Annotated in this window: 11 protein-coding genes; 3 read left to right on the top strand and 8 right to left on the bottom strand. The window is 45.6% G+C overall.

Features of this window, described 5'->3' with window-relative positions:
* From BSHG_RS17340 to BSHG_RS17350, 3 genes are all read right to left on the bottom strand, one after another.
* Window positions 1-1872: a DNA topoisomerase IV subunit B gene (locus BSHG_RS17340; protein WP_005814051.1), complete on the bottom strand. Its 1872-nt coding sequence runs from the start codon at window positions 1870-1872 to the stop codon at window positions 1-3.
* A 5-nt stretch (window positions 1873-1877) separates the two neighbouring features.
* Window positions 1878-3014 (bottom strand): hypothetical protein, encoded by a 1137-nt coding sequence (locus BSHG_RS17345; protein WP_005783472.1) that lies wholly within the window; start codon window positions 3012-3014, stop codon window positions 1878-1880.
* Between the two features lie 88 nt (window positions 3015-3102).
* Complete coding sequence (locus tag BSHG_RS17350) at window positions 3103-4059, bottom strand: calcium/sodium antiporter (protein ID WP_005783471.1); 957 nt, start codon at window positions 4057-4059, stop codon at window positions 3103-3105.
* 126 nt (window positions 4060-4185) lie between these two features.
* On the opposite strand from BSHG_RS17350, the gene BSHG_RS17355 reads away from it, so the two are divergent.
* A complete protein-coding gene (locus BSHG_RS17355; protein WP_005797169.1) occupies window positions 4186-5994 on the top strand; it encodes a mechanosensitive ion channel family protein in 1809 nt (602 codons plus the stop codon).
* Window positions 5995-6065: 71 nt separating this feature from the next.
* On the opposite strand, the gene BSHG_RS17360 is transcribed toward BSHG_RS17355, so the two are convergent.
* Both BSHG_RS17360 and BSHG_RS17365 read right to left on the bottom strand, forming a co-directional pair.
* Complete coding sequence (locus tag BSHG_RS17360) at window positions 6066-6998, bottom strand: metallophosphoesterase (RefSeq protein WP_005797170.1); 933 nt, start codon at window positions 6996-6998, stop codon at window positions 6066-6068.
* Window positions 6999-7186: 188 nt separating this feature from the next.
* On the bottom strand, window positions 7187-9949 hold the full coding sequence (locus BSHG_RS17365; protein WP_008657768.1) for a TonB-dependent receptor: 2763 nt from the start codon (window positions 9947-9949) through the stop codon (window positions 7187-7189).
* Between the two features lie 230 nt (window positions 9950-10179).
* On the opposite strand from BSHG_RS17365, the gene BSHG_RS17370 reads away from it, so the two are divergent.
* Window positions 10180-11826, top strand: a complete 1647-nt coding sequence (locus BSHG_RS17370) for a glycoside hydrolase family 32 protein (protein ID WP_008657767.1) — start codon at window positions 10180-10182, stop codon at window positions 11824-11826.
* Window positions 11827-11989: 163 nt separating this feature from the next.
* Window positions 11990-14746, top strand: a complete 2757-nt coding sequence (locus BSHG_RS17375) for a substrate-binding domain-containing protein (RefSeq protein WP_005814059.1) — start codon at window positions 11990-11992, stop codon at window positions 14744-14746.
* A 169-nt stretch (window positions 14747-14915) separates the two neighbouring features.
* On the opposite strand, the gene BSHG_RS17380 is transcribed toward BSHG_RS17375, so the two are convergent.
* From BSHG_RS17380 to BSHG_RS17390, 3 genes are all read right to left on the bottom strand, one after another.
* On the bottom strand, window positions 14916-15680 hold the full coding sequence (locus BSHG_RS17380; RefSeq protein ID WP_005814060.1) for a DNA-binding domain-containing protein: 765 nt from the start codon (window positions 15678-15680) through the stop codon (window positions 14916-14918).
* A 25-nt stretch (window positions 15681-15705) separates the two neighbouring features.
* Window positions 15706-17313, bottom strand: coding sequence for a fimbrillin family protein (locus tag BSHG_RS17385; RefSeq protein ID WP_008657764.1), 1608 nt, complete (start codon window positions 17311-17313; stop codon window positions 15706-15708).
* A gap of 499 nt (window positions 17314-17812) precedes the next feature.
* A partial coding sequence (locus BSHG_RS17390) for a fimbrillin family protein (protein ID WP_008657763.1) occupies window positions 17813-18958 on the bottom strand: 1146 nt, incomplete at its 5' end.

Genomic DNA, 18958 nt, shown 5'->3' with positions numbered 1-18958 from the left:
TTATGCGATGTCTTCTTCTATAACCAGATTATCAATAATAAAGTTTTGCCGTTCCATTGTATTCTTACCCATGTAAAATTCGAGTAGTTCTTTTACCGTGTCTGTTTTGCGCAGCGATACTTGTTCGAGACGCATATCTTTGCCGATAAAGTGTCTGAATTCGTCGGGCGAGATTTCCCCCAAACCTTTAAAACGGGTGATTTCCGGATTCGGGCTAAGCTCTTTAATAGCATTTACACGCTCTTCTTCGGTATAACAATAAAGCGTTTTCTTTTTATTGCGTACGCGGAAGAGAGGAGTTTGGAGTATATATACATGTCCTTTCTTTATCAGATCGGGGAAGAACTGAAGGAAGAAAGTAATCAGCAACAAGCGGATGTGCATACCATCCACATCGGCATCGGTAGCCACGATCACTTTGTTGTAGCGTAAGCCTTCGATACCGTCTTCTATATTCAATGCAGCTTGCAGCAGATTGAATTCTTCGTTCTCGTAAACTACTTTTTTGGTCAGGCCGAAAGAGTTGAGAGGCTTACCGCGGAGGCTGAATACGGCTTGTGTGTTCACATCCCGGCTTTTGGTGATAGAGCCGCTTGCCGAGTCACCCTCGGTGATGAAAATGCACGATTCCTCTTCCAGCCCTTTGCCTTTCACATCGTTCAGGTGGACGCGGCAATCACGCAGCTTCCGGTTGTGCAGGTTGGCTTTCTTGGCGCGTTCACGTGCCAGTTTGGTCACTCCGGCAATGGCTTTGCGTTCTTTTTCCGAATCCTGTATCTTTTGCAACATGATTTCGGCTATATCGGCATGTTTGTGGAGGAAATTGTCTACCTCCTGTTTTATGAAGTCACCCACGAACTTATTTACTGTGATGCCTCCCGGCGACATATTGGTAGAGCCGAGTTTGATTTTGGTCTGGCTTTCAAACATAGGTTCTTCCACGTTGACAGCAATGGCGGCTACCAGTCCGTTACGGATGTCAGTATAGTCTTGATTCTTGTTATAGAACTCTTTGATGGTGCGGGCGATGTGTTCTTTGAAAGCACTTTGATGGGTACCTCCCTGAGTGGTATGCTGACCGTTTACAAATGAGTAGTACTCCTCTCCGTACTGTCCGGTATGGGTAAAGGCTATCTCGATATCTTCGCCCTTCAGATGTACGATGGGGTAGAGGCCGGTAGCTGTCATGTTATCATTCAGCAAATCTACCAGGCCATTGCGCGAAAGGATCCGTTGGCCATTATAGATAATTGCCAGCCCGGTGTTCAGGTATGTGTAATTGCGCAGCATCGTCTCGATAAATTCGGGACGGAAACTATAATTCAGGAATAAAGTTTCATCCGGTTCGAAGAAGATGTAAGTACCGTTTTCTTCTTCCGTATCTTCTGTGTGGTCTGTCACCAACTCTCCTTTGGTAAAGGTGGCGCAACGCACTTTACCATCCCGGTAACTACGTACTTCAAAGTTTGAGCTCAAAGCATTGACAGCTTTCACGCCGACACCGTTCAGTCCGACACTTTTCTTGAAAGCCTTGCTGTCATACTTACCACCGGTGTTCAGCACACTGACTGCCTCTATTAGTTTTCCCTGTGGGATACCGCGGCCGTAGTCGCGTACACTGACACGAAGATTCTCTTCCACTCTGATTTCGATCTTCTTGCCGGATTGCATTTTGAACTCGTCGATACTGTTGTCAATAACTTCTTTCAGAAGGACATATATTCCGTCTTCGGGATGCGAACCGTCGCCCAGCTTACCGATGTACATACCCGGACGGGTGCGCACATGTTCCATGTCGCTCAGGTGGCGGATGTTGTCGTCTGTATATTCTACAGGGTTGTTGTCTACAGGTATCAGTTCGTTCTCTTCCATTGTTTTTAGTCTATCTTCTTAGTAAACGCACGACGACGTTTATGTTGTTCGGTTTTAAAGTATTCCCATTGTGCCTGAACCTTTCCGTTCATTTCCAGTTCGGGGTTGCTTTCTGCAAAGATAAAACCTAATTTTTGATAAACCGGAATTAAATCGGAAAATAACAAAGCGTTAACACCTTTGTTTTGGTACTCCGGTTTCACGGCTACAAGCAGCAGGTCAAGCATTTTGGCGCGTCGTTTCATGAACAATGCCTTTAGCAGATAATACCATCCGAGGGGCAAAAGGCGTCCATGCGATTTCTGTAACGCTTCCGAAAGTGAAGGCATTGAAATGCCTACGGCAATTAACTTGTCTTCCGCATCTGTGATCAGGGTTACCATTCGCAAGTCGACAATCGGAAGGTACATTTTAACATATTGGTCAATTTGCCGTTGCGAAAGCGGAGAGTATCCGTACAGCGGACTATAAGCTTCGTTCATCAACTCAAAGATGGCTTGTCCGTAATCGGCTGCAATCTTTCTGGATGAGGTATATTTCTTTATCTTGAGGTTATATTTACGCTGAATAAGATCGGATATGCGCTGGTGCTTCTCAGGGATGGCGTCAGGAATATAAATTTTGTATTCCACCCAGTCGGCATCTTTCTCAAATCCCAGTTTCTCCATGTGTTGCGGATAGTAGGGATGATTGTAGATGGTTGCCATGGTGCTGAGTTGGTCGAATCCTTCGATCAGCATACCTTCTGCGTCGAAGTCGGTAAATCCAAGAGGTCCCTGAATGTTCTCCATCCCTTTGGATTTACCCCATTCTTCTACGGTTTGCAGAAGTCTGGAAGATACTTCAAGGTCGTCGATGAAGTCGATCCAACCGAAACGGACATCTTTTTTGTTCCAGGTGGCGTTGGCACGGTGATTGATAATACCTGCGATGCGCCCTACGATTTTTCCGTCTTTATAAGCCAGAAAGTACTCGGCCTCACAGAACTCGAATGCCGCATTTTTCTTCTTATTGAATGTATTCAGCATGTCGTCGTAGAGGTCAGGTACGGAATAAGGATTCTCTTTGTATAATTCGTAATTAAAACGAATGAATTTTTTAAGTTCTCTTTTTGTCGATACCTTTTTAATTGTAATGGCCATAGCTTGTATTTATGATGAGGGGGCAAAGATACGTGATAATCTTTAAATTACCACGTACGAAAACTAAAAACTATGTGTCTCGATGTTATCAAATCTGATAGATCAGATAGGTGGTGTAGGCTATATAGCATAACACCAGAATACTTCCTTCGATCCGTGTGATGGTGCGTTTGGCAAAAAATAATCCGAAAAACCAGAGCAGAATGCCCGAACCGACCAAGGTGAAAAGGTCGAAGTTATTGATGCCTGTCAGCCGCAAGGGAGTGATGGAAGCACTGCATCCCAATACAAAGAAGATGTTGAACAGATTACTGCCGATCACATTACCGATGGCTATTTCCGGATTCTTTTTCAAGGCAGCCACTATCGATGTAGCAAGTTCCGGTAGGGAGGTACCTCCGGCTACCAGTGTGAGTCCGATAACAGATTCGCTGACGCCAAGGTGCCGTGCGATGTTGCTTGCTCCCTCTACAAACCATTGTCCCCCGAAAATAAGTCCGGCCAATCCGCCCAGAATGAAAAGTACGGATTTCCACATCGGGAGGCTTTTGATTTCCTCTTCCGGTTGAGTATTGTTTGTGGGTGAGGCTATGGCAAATGTGTAGCCCAGGAAGATGGTGAAGAAACAGAGCAGAATCAGTCCGTCCGAGATGCTTAGTATGTTGCTGGAAGCTTTATTCAGAAAAACGTCATTGGCGCATATCAGCAGGACGATGGAGGAAAGAATGCATAGCGGAATCTCTTTCCGCAAAGTATTCCGGGTAATTACGATAGGAGCAAATAGAGCGGTGCACCCGACGATCATCAATGTATTGAAGATATTACTTCCCACTACGTTACCTACGGCGATGTCCGCGCTACCTTTCAGGGCGGACGATACGCTAACGGTCAGTTCCGGGGCGGAAGTTCCGAAAGCTACGATAGTCAGGCCGATTACGATGGAAGGAATACGGAATCGCTTGGCTACGGACGCAGCACCATCTGTCAGGCAGTTGGCACCTATCAAAATGAGGAGTAATCCTCCAATAAGCAGTAATATATCCATGTCTATACCTTTAAATTACGGATTCGGGTGCAAATATAATGATTTCGATCTATGCTATGTCAAAAACAATCTGTATGTTTGGCACGTTTATCCATTCCGGTGACAATTACTTTATGAGTTTTTGATATGAAAAAGAACAGATTATTCGGCCTTTTGTTGTTTCTGTTGGTGACCAACAATATGTGCGCACAGTTGGGAAAGGCGGTTCGTGAGATATTGACGGGTGATAGTGTGGCTACCCGGACCGCAGTTCGGAACGATTCGGATTCCGTACGGATGGCAGATATGAAGAAAGAGCTGGAGGAGGCGCGTCTGAGCGAAGCCAATATGCGTATGGAAATGGAGCAGATGAGGCTGAAAGCTTTTGCTGCCGACTCTGTGAAATTAGCTCAGCAAAGGGCACGTATCGACTCACTTCGCCAGTTTACGCCGGGAGTACCGGTAGTGGTCGAAGGCGATACATTGTTTTATTTGTATACCAAGCGTGGGGGATATACCCCTTTGCAGCGGGCCGAAATGATCGATGCGGCCATCATGCAGTTGGGTAAACGGTTTACCCTGCATCCCGATTCTGTCTATATCGAGAGCAGCGATATCGTAACCGATCTGATGTACGGCAATAAAGTCATTGCTTCGTTTACCGACCAGGACGGACTATGGGAAGGACGTTCGCGCGAGCAGTTGGCAACGGATAAGCGGAAGATTGTAGTACAGAAACTGAAAGAGTTGAAGGAGGAGCATAGTTTGTGGCAACTGGGTAAGCGTATTCTGTATTTTGTCCTGGTATTGGCAGGGCAGTATCTGTTGTTTTGGCTTACAGGCTGGCTGTTCCGTAAACTGAAAGTACGTATCCAAAAGCTGAAGGATACCAGGCTGAAGCCGATCTCTATTCAGAATTACGAGTTATTGGATACGCAGCGGCAGGTCAACCTGTTGATCTTCCTTTCCAATTTGCTGCGCTACGTAATCATGCTTCTCCAATTGTTGATTACCGTTCCCCTTTTGTTCGCTATCTTCCCACAGACCAAGGGGCTGGCCTATCAGATATTTTCGTATATCTGGAACCCGATCAAGAACATACTGGTAGGTATAGTCGATTATATTCCCAATTTGTTTGCCATTCTTATCATCTGTTTTGCCGTTAAGTATCTGGTGCGCTTGGTTCACTACTTGTCCCGTGAGGTAGAGGCGGGGCGGCTCAAGTTCGGTGGCTTCTATCCCGACTGGGCAATGCCTACTTATCATATCATCCGTTTTCTGCTTTATGCTTTTATGATTGCGATGATCTATCCCTATTTGCCGGGGGCTAAGAATGGAGTATTCCAGGGGATATCTGTTTTTGTCGGTCTGATCATTTCTTTAGGATCCAGCACGGTAATCGGTAATGTGATTGCGGGGCTGGTCATTACTTATATGCGTCCTTTTAAACTGGGCGACCGGATCCAGCTGAATGATACTACCGGGAATGTAATCGAGAAAACGCCTTTGGTGACCCGGATCAAGACACCGAAGAATGAGGTGGTAACCATTCCGAACTCGTTTATCATGTCATCCCATACAGTGAACTATAGCGCTTCGGCCCGCGAATACGGTCTGATTATTCACTCGGAAGTGACCATCGGATATGATGTTCCCTGGCGTCAGGTTCATCAGCTATTGATAGAGGCTGCCTTGAATACTCCCGGGGTGATTGACGATCCGCGTCCTTTTGTGCTTGAAACTTCGTTGAGTGACTGGTATCCGGTTTATCAAATCAATGCTTATATCCGTGAGGCGGATAAATTGGCTCAGATATATTCGGACCTGCATCAGAATATTCAGGATCGCTTTAATGAAGCGGGCGTCGAAATCATGTCGCCTCACTATATGGCTATGCGTGACGGCAATGAGTCTACGATTCCCAAAGATGATTTGAGGCCCAAGACTGATAAATAATAAACAGAGCCGGCTCTTTCGTCACGAAGAAGCCGGCTCTTTCAAAATTGTGCATTTTTCAAGAGAGTGATTTATTTTTTCCGGGTTACCGTATAAAGTATATTCCCTTTTTTATCGATCATCCGCAGGTTCAGTTCCTGTTTATCAATGGAGCAGACTGAGAAGCCAGGTTCGGGGCTGCAGAACTGAGTTCCCTCAATCGGTTTCACCTTGCGTGCCAGTGATCCGGCAGAGTTTACGATATAGTCGATGTCGCTTCCCGGTACGCGGATGTGTTGGAAGTTGTGGATATGTCCGCAAATGTACATATCTACTTTATGCTTTCTCAGAATAGGATCGAGGCGGCTCTGTAAGTCGCTGCGTTCGCTCTGGTCTTTCGGGGTTTCGGCATAGATCGGATGATGCCCGGCAACGATCACCCAGTCTTCTTTGGCAACAGTCAGCACCGAGTCCAGCCAGGCCAACTGTCCGTTCATATCCTGATGACATGCATCGGGATAGGTTGCGCTTTCGTTACGGTATTTATCGATCAGAGGAGCAGTATCTATCCAGACGATGCGGACGGTGGCTCCTTTTTCTTCGAATGTCTTGGTGTAGTAACGGGCAGGCATGGTCCAGCGGCGGCTCACTCCGCTGTAGTCCAGTACAGCTTGTGTGTTGCCCCGGTATTCGTGGTTTCCCAGTACGGGATACCAGTCGATCATGAGTTCCGGGTGACTGTAAATCAGTTCAAAGTTGGTCATCCAGAGCGGGTCGTTTACGCTGCGTACTCCTTCGAAATGATGGACATCTCCGGCAGCCAGCACAAATTCCGGTCCTATTTCCTCACCCATAGTTCCCATTAATTCGGCAATCGGCTTTTGATCGTAGTAGCCGTTACGTCCCAGGTCGTTAGCAATGTAGAAGTTAAACTTCTTGTCAAACATAGAGTAATCCTTGAGCTGGGCCGAAGCGGTTGCGACAATGGAGATAAACAGTAGTATCAGTAAGTTTTTTAATTTCATAAATATGAGTTTTTATATTGATTATTAATGAATTGAATACGTTTTTTCGTCAGTGATGCGAGAAGACGGTTTTGATCTCAGACCCACGGTGCACCGTTCCTTTAGAAACGGTGCACCGTTTTCTGATCAACGGTGCAGCGTTTTCTGATCGGCGGTGCACCGTGGGTTCAACCTCCTCTGATAGCCGGTTAAAAGTTGATCTTAAATCCGGCATTAATCTTTACACCGTAGTATTCAGCCTGCATGGTGCGGTCCTGAGTCCCCTGATAATAGCGGAGGGGTTGGTTCAGCAGGTTGTTTGCTTCGGCATAGAGGGTGTAGTGTTTCGCAAAAGTGTAACTGGCGTTTACGTCCAGATAGTTCACGCGGTCGTAATAGCGGTCGTGAAAGGTGTCTTCACCCATTTCATCGATGAAGGCCGATGCAAAGTTGTAGCTCAGGCGGAGGTTCAGTCCATTTTTCTCAAAATAGAGCGATGCATTGGCTGTATGCTTCGGAGAACCCGGCAGGCTCAGATCCTTTTCATTTTCGCGTCCTTCGAAGTTGAAGTCTTCCACACGGGAGTGAGTGAAGGTGTAAGTGCCATAAAAACCGATACATTTCAGGGCAGGAGCGATAAATCCGAAATCACGCTGGTAAGAGAGTTCCATACCTATCAGATTGGCATTACCCGCATTCTTGGGCTGGATAAAGCGGTTGTATAGGTTGCCGTTGTATTCGTAGTTTGTAGACACTTGGTTGACAATGAAATCGTCTATTTTCTTATAGAATACTCCTGCGCTGACCAGACCGATACTTTTGAAATAATAATCCGCACTCAGGTCGAAGTTATAAGAAAGAGTAGGTTTCAGGCCGGGATTACCCACTGTCACTTCGTTATCCGAACGTTTGATGTTGACACTGGGTACCAGAGCAGAATACTTCGGACGTGACAATGTCTGAGTAAACGAACCGCGTACTTTGAAATCCTCGTTTACGTTCCATTTCATGAGGAGTGACGGGAGGAAGTTGATGTAACTGTTCGTTTCTCGGGCAGTCTTCGAGGTTTGGTCTGTTTCGTCGTCATACGTGCGTCCGGTATAGCTGAGGCTGGTGTTTTCGATGCGGAGCCCGGTCATCAGTTCTACGTTGTCCGTGAGCTTCTGGTCGAAACGGATGTAGCCCGAACTTACGGTTTCACGTGCTTCGAAGTTACCGGCTAACTCTTCCTGCACCTGTTCTTTGTCAAAGAGGGAGGGATTGTTCAGGTCCAGTGAACCTACATATTGTTTGTCGGCGTAAATGCCTGCCTGATATTTATGGTCCGGCATGAAGTTTTTGTTGGTTTGATCTACCGTGTTCTGCAGGCTGTTGGCCATGAATGCCTCTTCATCTTTCGGAGTATATTCATAAAAGTCTACCTCTTTATCTTTGGTTTTGCGTACCACCTTGGCACCGAATTTCAGTTTGTTTCCGTTCCGGAAGGGGAGTTTGAAGTTCATGGAGAATTTCAGGTCTTTTTCCTTGATGTCTTCCTGTTGTTCGGTGAGTTCCTTCAGGCCGAAATCTTTGTTCAGTGTCATTGTAGAACCGGACTTTGGTGTAGCCAGCGGTTCGCGTTCGTTGCTCAGATCCATGTCGAATTGCTGTTTCTTCAGTTGGAAATCAATGTAACGTTCGTTCGGACGCTCCTCTGTTGCTTTGGCGTAACTGGCATTCCAATCCATAGACACCGGTCCGAACAGATGCTCGCCTCCCAATGTGAAGTCCATCGTGCGTTGGCGTTCCAGGCGGGCGTTGCGATTGTCCGGCGTACCGGCTTTAGTCTGTACGCGTACAGTTGCTTTTCCCTCTTCATCCATATCTTTCAGAGTAGTGCGGTATCGGTTCTCCCAGTCGTTCCGGTTATTGAAAATTCCTTTAAACATCAATTTGTGGTTTTCGCTGATATCCCAGTCCAAGGCTGCCGAATAGCTTTGGCGTTCACGGGTTACATAGTACCGGCGTATTTGGTAGTCGTTGATATATACGTTTCCTTTGTCGTCTTTCTCCCAAAGAAACTCGGTATCGTAGGAACCCGATGGGGCATTCTGATAGGAAGCCGATAACATGACCCCCAGTTTGTCGTTAAAGAAACGGTCGCCATAAGTCAGTCCCAGATTCAACTGTGCTTTCTCGCTGATCCAGTTGTAGCCCGAACCGGCAGTAGCTGTCAGCGTCCGTTTATAGGGTGAATTCTTGGTGACCAGATTGATAGATCCGCCGATGGCATCGGCATCCATATCCGAAGTTACCACTTTACTGACTTCGATGGTCTGAATCATATCGGCCGGAATCAGGTCAAGTTGTACGTTGCGTGTATCCCCTTCGGCCGAAGGAATGCGGTTGCCGTTGATGGTGACCGAACTGAGGTCCGCCGATGTACCGCGTACCTGTCCGAAACGGGCTTCACCCTGATCATACTGTACGTTGATACCCGAAATACGTTTCAGTGCATCTCCGATGTTTGAATCCGGAAACTTGCCTACCTGGTCGGCAGAAACTACATTTTTGATGCCCAGACTGCTCTTTTGTGAGTTGATGGCACGGCGCTGTCCCTGAAAAGCACCGCCTATTACAATTTCCTGCAATTCGACTCCTTCGTTCAGTATGACATCTCTTTCGAGTGTCTTGCCTTCGGGAATGGTTATTTTCATTTCTACGGGGGCATATCCCACATAAGTTACTTTTACCGTATAAGTCCCCGGGTTGAGGTTGGCGAAGGTATAGAAACCGTTTACGTCACTGATAACTCCTGTCTTCAGGTTCTCGATGTAGATCGAGGCACCCGGTAGTGTTTGTTTGGAAGTGTCGATGATACGTCCCCGGATCGTACCTTGTTTTACTACGTTTGCTTTTTCGTCGGCGTAGAGATGACCGCCCATGACTGATAATAAAAGAATGGATGATACTAGCTTCAGAACTCGTTTCATGTTTTTTAGTATGCGTTAATAATTTGATGCAAAAGTAGAGGAGTAAGATTTCGTGCCCTTTACGATCGTTTGAACGCTGAGTGACAAACTCGTTACATCCATGTTACCGTAAAGTCCCCCCCTTGAAGTAACTTGCGTGATACGTTTTGTACGCTGAGTGATAGCATATCCCTGAAAAAATCCGTAAACTTGCACTCAGGTTTTCCATTATTAACTAACAAAATAAAACTATGCATTTGACTACAAAATTATTTTTTACCGCAACGCTGCTTGCCGGTAACCTGTTTGCTTCATTTGCCGGCGACGTTACGCTGAAGATAACGAAGAAGTATATCAACCTTCCTGTTTCCCACCAAGTGGACCGGAAGAAAATGACATTCGAGGTAAAAGGTACTCCGGAACGTAACTTCGTAATCCGTCTGGCTGACGAGAAACCCGACTACTGGGTATTCTGCGATGTCTCTTCCTGGAAAGGAAAGACACTTCGCATCAGCTATGAAGGGGAGTCTGCCGGATTGGAGAAAATCTATCAGGACGATGTGATTGCGGGGCAAGATAGCTTGTATGCAGAAAAAAACCGTCCGCAATTTCATTTCACCACTCGCCGGGGATGGATCAACGACCCTAACGGACTGGTTTTTTACGAAGGTGAATACCATCTTTTCTATCAGCACAACCCTTATGAACGGGAATGGGAAAATATGCATTGGGGACATGCCGTGAGCCGTGATCTGGTACATTGGGAGGAACTGCCGGATGCTCTGCATCCCGATGAGCTGGGAACTATTTTTTCCGGTTCGGCCGTGATCGATTATGATAATACCGCCGGATTCAATAAGAAAAACGAACCGGCATTGGTAGCTGCCTATACAGTGGATAATCCGGAGAAACAGCGGCAGTGTATCGCTTACAGTCTCGATAAAGGACGTACGTTTACCAAGTATGAAGGTAACCCGGTGATAGACTCGAAAGCGAAATGGAACAGTAAGGATACACGCGACCCGAAGGTCTTCTGGTATGCTCCCGGCAAACATTGGGTGATGGTACTTAATGAACGGGACGGACACTCGATTTATAATTCTGCCGACCTGAAGAATTGGGAATATAAGAGTCATGTAACCGGATTCTGGGAATGCCCGGAATTGTTTGAATTACCGGTAGATGGCGATAAGAATCACACTAAATGGGTGATGTACGGAGCTTCCGGTACCTATATGCTGGGCTCATTCGATGGACAGACGTTTACCCCGGAAGCCGGCAAATACTATTATTATACCGGAAGCATGTATGCTGCCCAGACTTATAGTAACATACCTGCCAGTGACGGACGTCGCATACAAATAGGATGGGGACGAATCTCACATGACGGTATGCCGTTCAATGGAATGATGTTGCTGCCCAACGAACTGACACTCCGCACTACTTCAAAGGGAGTTCGTCTGTTTAGTGTGCCTGTCAGAGAGACCGAGCAACTGTTCCAGCCTGTAGGAAACTGGACTTCACTTAGCTCTGATGCGGCCAATCAACGCTTACAGGCGTTCTCCAGTAAGGATTGTTTGCGGATCAGAACAACTATCAAACTGTCACATGCTACCAGTGCCGGACTGAATCTTTACGGTCAGCCTCTGGTGGACTATGATATGAACTCCAACCTGATCAATGGAGTGTTCTACTCACCTGACGACCGCACCAGTATGGAATTGACAGCCGACATCTACATTGATCGCACTTCCATCGAAGTCTTTATTGATGGGGGAGCCTATTCGTATTCGATGAAGCGCAGTCCGCGTGAGGGCAATCGTGAAGGGCTCCATTTCTGGGGTAACAACATAGAAGTTAAGAACCTGGAAGTGTTCTCGGTAAAGTCTATCTGGTAAAGTCGACGGATAGAAAGGGGAAGATGTAGGCAGAGGCGTGTCATCGTTCACCACAGAGTGGCACAGAGTCCCGATACACCTTGTCGTTCATTTTTTCCGGAAAAGGCGTCCTGTTTCTTTGCTTCAGGACGTCTTATATATGTATTATTAAGGAAAACGCAACATGAAAAACACAAATCTATTCCGACTGGCCTTTCTGCTTTTTGCAGGTTTATCTATATTCTTGTCCTCTTGCCAACCCAAAGAGGAAGGAGACAAAAAGTACGTCATTGGTTTTTCTCAGTGTACCTCCGATTCCTGGCGCGAAGCCGTATTGCTCGAAATGCAGATTGAGGCCTCCAATTACCGCAACGTAGAGTTGGTGGTATATAATGCTATGGACAACAGCAGCAGACAGGTATCTCAGATTCGGAAATTGATTTCCCAGAACGTGGATGTACTCATCATTTCGCCTAACGAGGCTGTTCCCATTACCGATGTGGCTGTAGAAGCTTATCGGAAAGGTATTCCTACCATTATTCACGACCGTAAGATACAATCGGATGAATATACGGTCTCTATCGGTGCCAATAATTACAACATTGGTTCTGCCATTGGTGAATACATTAACGGACAATTGCCCACCAACTCCAAAATACTCGAGATATGGGGACTGGAAGGTTCGTCGCCTGCTATGGAGCGTCATGATGGATTTATCGATCATCTTCGTAGTGATAAGAATTTTCAGGTGACTCAGGTTTTTGGAAAATGGCATTATAACAGTGCTTATGACGCTGTCAACAGGTTAGCTACTTTTGCCGACATCGATCTGGTCTATGCCCACAACGACGTGATGGCGCTTGCTGCCCGGGACGTCATCATGAAGCGTGATTCCGTGTCCGGCAAACGTATCCGGTTTATAGGTATCGACGGGGTATATGGTGACGGTGCCGGATTGCAAGCCGTAGCCGATGAGAAGTTGGAAGCCTCGTTCCAGTACCCTACCGGAGGTGCTATTTCCATTCAGGTGGCCATGCAGATTATTAATGGAGAAAAGGTGAAGAAAAACTATGTATTGAACACTGCCATTATCAATCGGGGGAATGCGAAGACCATTTTGGCACAGTCCGAACAACTCAACCACTACCAGAAAAGAATCAACCGGCAGAAGCAGGAAGAAGATAATTTATTGTCTCGTTTCAAGTTCCTGCGCAACTCTACTATCCTGATTTTGGCATTGATGTTGCTCATTATCCCTTTGCTGGGATATGTAATGTACATGAACCTCCGGGTTAAAAATAAGAATAAAGAACTGCATGATAAAAATCAGCTTGTAGAAGCTCAAAAAGAAGAACTGGCTGTCAAGAATAGCCAGATTGAGAATATCTCCAACCAGAAACTACAATTTTTCACCAATATCTCCCATGAAATCCGTACTCCTCTTACACTGATACTTGGACCGGTCAATAAATTGATAAAGAACTCCAAGCTTGATCCTTCTATTCAAGAAGACGTGGCTTTGATGAAACGGAATGTAGACCGGCTCTACAGGATTGTCAACCAGATACTCGATTTCCGAAGAATCGACAACGATAAGATGAAATTGATTTTGCGTCAGGTAGATTTGATCGGGATGGTAAGGGAAGTTTTCGACTACTTTACCGGTATTGCCGAAGAGAAGCAGATTCATTACCGGTTCTCTACCAATATTGACGAACTGAACATTTACATCGATGTCAATAAGATAGAGCAGGTGTTGGTAAATATCATTTCGAATGCCTTTAAATATTCGGATAGTGGGGGAGATATTTCTGTCCGGATTACCGGTGAAGCAGAAACTGTCCTGCTGGAAGTGGAGGATCACGGGCGGGGAATTTCAAAAGAGAGTATGGAACACCTGTTTGAACGCTTCTATACCGGTAATAAGACTTTCGGTACAGTAGGCTTTGGCATTGGACTCAATCTTTCAAAAGAGTATGTCGACCTGCATGACGGTGAAATCCGTGCAGAGAGTCAACCGGGAGAGTATACTTTATTCAGCGTCCGGCTTTATAAAGATATCGCTCACTATACACACGAGTATATACTGGAAGAGACCGATCGCTTCAATCTCAGTTATCACGATATGGAGGTGGATACGACGGTGGTCAACGAAATGCTTTCTAAAACCTATGATTACCATGTCCTGGTCGTGGAAGACGATCCCGATGTACGATATAGCTTACGGAAAGAGCTGTCCGCCAATTTTCAGGTAGAAGTGGCAGGTAATGGTAATGAAGCATTGGACTTGTTGGGACAGGGTGATGCTTTTCACCTGATTCTGAGCGATGTATTAATGCCCGGTATGAATGGGTTCCAGCTGGTTAACCGGGTGAAGAATGATCTTGCTTTCAGCCATATCCCCATCATACTACTGACAGCCTTGTCCGAAGACAGCCAGCGCATCTACGGCATTGCCGAGGGGGCAGACGAGTATATTCCCAAACCTTTCAACATCGACTTCCTGAAAATACGTATCATCAACATGATTTCGGAACGGCAGAAGATGAAGGAAGCTTATATGAAGAATCTCCGGGCCGGTACGATGGACAATGTGGAGGTATGCAAACTGATGAAGGTAGACGAGTTGTTCAGGGACAAGCTGCTGAGCATTGTCGACACGCAATATGAAAACTCCGATTTCAGCATCGAAGACCTGAGTGAACATTTGGGATTGTCGAGGGTGCACCTTTACCGGAAGATGAAAACACTGTTCGGGGTTTCCCCCACCGATTACCTGAGGAATTACCGGCTCAATAAAGCAATGCTTTTGCTTAAAGCCCGGCAGTACAATATCAGTGAGATAGCTTATATGACCGGTTTTACTTCGCCCGCCTATTTCACTAAATGTTTCCGTACACTTTATGGGGTCACTCCGACAGAGGCAATGGTGGCTAACTGAATATGGGAAATAGATCGTTCTGTCTACGCACTGTATGCAACTCTGTATACGGTGTGTATATAGAGTAGTATACGATCCGTAGATAATGCTGTATACGCATTATACAAAATTGTCCCGCATTGAATTTTCTCAATGCGGGACGATATGAAATGTGCCGGTATGTTTACTATCAGGCCGTTGGATCATCTACAATATCGTCATCACCACTCCCCTGGGATGCGCCGATATTGATAAATCGACTGACAGTTCTCGGCGTTTTTAGCATTGTCTGCGAACTGTGGCAGTATTGTGTAGTCAGTCGCAGCTCATAGGTTCCGTCTTTCAAGTCGGCAGGAAGTAGCACCAATACTTCCGAAGGGTTGTTTACTGCTATCATATCCATCGGTAGCTTCGTTTCCGTGCCTTTTTCATCAATCAAGACGATACCTACGGCAGGATCTGTACCAGTTACTTTAATATTCTTTCCTTGCAGACGATAGTTACGTCCCGCAGTTGCACTACCGTCCGTAGCACGGGTGGCGGCGTCTTCACCACCGATGAAGTAGGCCGGGTCACCTTTGGCTCCCAGAATCTTCACGCCGGTCCGTGCGATAGTTTCACGTAAATCCTTATCCTGATTGAAGGAAACATAGATAGAATTTTTCTCGGAATTCCATACTCCGCCGTCTATTACCCCGCGAAACTGGGGTACGGCACGAAAAAGCCCCGTATTGACAGAGTATCCGTTCAGTACCAATTCCGATACTGTACGCTGAAAGAGGTCGACGGCATGCTTTAAAGTCTCTGCCCGCAAGCCGGTATCTTCTTTCTTCATTTCATCCAGTACATCGGACAGCGTCAGGTTTCCGGCACTTTCCAATACCAGGATTTTGTCTTCTTTGTTGTCGGTGGTCACGGTATTGTCCGCAAGCCAGCCTTTGAGTTCTGTTTTCATGATTTGTTAAGTTTAAAAGTGAATATTATTGTTTGGTACCTTTCACGCAACGAACAGAACATCCAAAGGCACCAGAAGCTGCGTCGGAAACTGTGTGTCCATTTGTTCCAAACAAAAAACGATAATATTTCTCTGTACACCAATAATTACCATCGCGATTACCGTTCACTACTGCATTACCACCAGTACTGGCTCCAGATGCACTAGGTGTATGTCCAGCTAATGGCAGAAAGAGCCCCTTGGAACTATTCATAAACCACATTCCATTATTTACTTTTGCCTTATTTGTACACCGAGATAACTTGGTTAGTTCGTTTCGCGACGGTGTACGCCACCCGGTTCCATAAGTTGAAACGTTAAGTTTCGAACATGGATCGGTATTATTTTGGCTTGTATTTCCTGTGTAAGTACTATACCAAGTATAGTAATAACCTCTATCTGTTGAAGTGGTCCACACATAGTTAGAATTTCCTGTTGATTTCAGATTCCCGTCCGCCCATATTAATTTAGCCAGATCCTTCTTATCCTGAGCCGTACACCCGTTACCTGTAAGGTTTATATCACTCTCCAACACATTGATGCCGGGTCCCTTTTTAAACTGTATTTTTAGTGTATAGCTTTTCCCTTCCTTCAACTGTACGCTTTGGGTGGACGTGATTTCGGTGTTGTTGTTCACAATCCGTCCGCCTACCGTCAGTGTATTGAAATGCACTGTTATCGTTCTGGCCCCTGCAAACGGAACCATGCGTATGGTTGTACTTAGGGTCGTGCTCGGACTGAATGCCGCCGTATTATTCGTGTTGGCGGCCACCACATTGGTCGAAGGGCCGATCTTCCATGATGTGGAGTTTCCCCCTTGCTTTACATATACACCCGTGCAATTGGTGATCGTATTGCTTGGAAATCCGGTAGGACTGATGGTAATTGTCAGTTTGCACAACTTCTGATTGAAACTCACCGGAAGATTGTGGCTGAGGCTATTTACATTCGTTATATCTCCGGAATCGAAGGTCATGAAGTCCTTGCTCATGTTAGGGATAGACACTGTGCTGCTGTTGTAGGCATACGTGGAAGGCATAGTTCCCAAGTCGGCAGCTGTAGTGGTATTAAAGGAGTAACCCACCACACGTATCGTTCCGGAGCGTGTCAGCAGTCTCCCTTGTTTGAGTACAGGAGTGCCCGTACCATTGGAGGTGTAATCGTCAGCCGACTGGAAGACATATTCACTTCCGGACTTCCGGAAAACAATCAGCCGGAAATAGACTCCCGCAGGCACTGTTGCACGGGTACTTACACGGGGTAGGGTATCTTCCGTCAGTTCCATCGAGGCTATCCGTGGACCTTCATAGTCCGGTTGCTCTCCTGTGCGTGTAGGTGAGAAAGCTTTTACTCCCACCCATTCGGCGATCAGGGGAGAGTGGCTACGGGTCGAAGCGTCGTTAAAAGAGGAAGAATGATAGTCGTTGTCACCCGTCAGACTGATATGGATAGGAATTAACTCGTCGGCAGTATCCCCGCTGTCAGCAGACAGGGGAGTCATTCTGTCATCTTCGGCACATCCTGCTATCGAAAGGCAAAAACACAGCCATAAGGCTTTACCGAGACACTCTCGCATAATAAAAGTTCTATTCATATACTAAGATATTAAAGTGAATAATCGTATCAAAGACGCATTGCGGACCTATACATCTTCGTATGAGTCCGGAAAGGCTGTTTGATACCACTTTTATTATGCGTAAGTTTGTGTATTACAATCAGATATAACGGTAATGAATACACAATTGTGTTTCAAAAAACGTACGTCTTTTGAAACATCGTTTGAAAAACTAAATCTATATTTTATAAATCTAATTTCCAATTTATCTCCACTACATTACAGAACTTATCTATAGCACGAAACAAACTGGAACCGGTCAAATATTCATTCAATGTCAGATTCTTTGCTATAGACAAAACGCTTTCTGTCCATAGCAAAGAATCTTGTTTCTTATTTCGTTCAACATGTATGGAAGTGCCAAGTTATCAGCATTTTTATAATCTTGTTATCATACCTTTTATAATTGCATGTGACACAATATTGCACTCATGCTAATGAATCAAGTTTGTTTAATAGGTTAGTTTAAAAGTGAATATTATTGTTTGGTACCTTTTACACAACGGACAGAATAACCATTAATTTGGAGACACCACCAAGAGCCATCATCACTGACATATATCCCTGGTTTTGTAGTAAATTCCATAGCATAGCAATTGTTTCCATTCCTCCCTACTGTTGAAGTTACATAAACACCACCAGTTCCTGATCCCGTTCCCTCTAAGCCCGCTCCACTTTCCAGTCGCATTCCTGCTGCTTTTAAAAATAGCCCTAAACGGTTATTCATAAACCACATTCCTCCATTAGTATGAACTAAATCTGTACATCGTGACAGCTTTTCCAGTTCATTTTTAGATGGTGTTCGCCAATTTGTACCATAATATGCAGTGTTTAGTTTAGAACATGGATCTCCGGTGCTTCCATCATAAAGTTTATTGAAGGAATAAAAATGTCCGCCTTCTGTTTGCGAAGATGCCCACACGTAATTAACATTTCCTGTACTCTTCAAATTTCCTGTAGCCCATCTCAGCTTTGCCAAATCATTCTTATCACTCGCCGTACATCCGTTTTGTGTCAGGTTAATGTCGCTCGCCGCCAATTGTATCCCCAACTCAAACTTCAGCGTAATGGTATAACTCTTTCCCGGTAGCAACTGCACATTCTGGCTTGAGGTGATATTCCGGTTATTCGCATTGAAGTAATTACTAAGTTTCAACGTGCCGATATGCACCGTGATTGCCCGGGAACCCGAAAAAGGGACTAACCGCACAGTGGCAGTAGAGTTATTGGCTATATTGAATGTAGGTGTATTTCCGGTATTGGCACTTACATTATTTGTAGAGGGACCTATCGTCCAGGCAGACGCATTGCCCCCTTGAGAAACATATACCCCCGTACAGTTGGTAAACGTGTTGCTCCCAAACTGTGACAAGGAGAGTTTAACCGTCAGCTTGCAGAGTTTTTGCGTGAAACTAACCGACAGGTTGTGGCTGATTGTGCTCACATTCGCTATGTCCCCCGAGTCATAGACCATAAAGTCACTGTTCATATTCGGGATAGTGACGGAAGTACTGTTATAAGTATAGGATGAAGGGATCGTTCCCATCGCTGCCGTACTATTGAACGAGTATCCGATCACACGGACAGTTCCCGCTCTGGTGAGCAGATTTCCTTGCCTGAGTGT

Source organism: Bacteroides sp. 3_2_5 (assembly GCF_000159855.2).
GTDB lineage: Bacteria > Bacteroidota > Bacteroidia > Bacteroidales > Bacteroidaceae > Bacteroides > Bacteroides fragilis.
The sequence above is the reverse complement of the archived record's forward strand: the minus strand, read 5'-3'. Positions and strand labels throughout refer to the sequence as shown.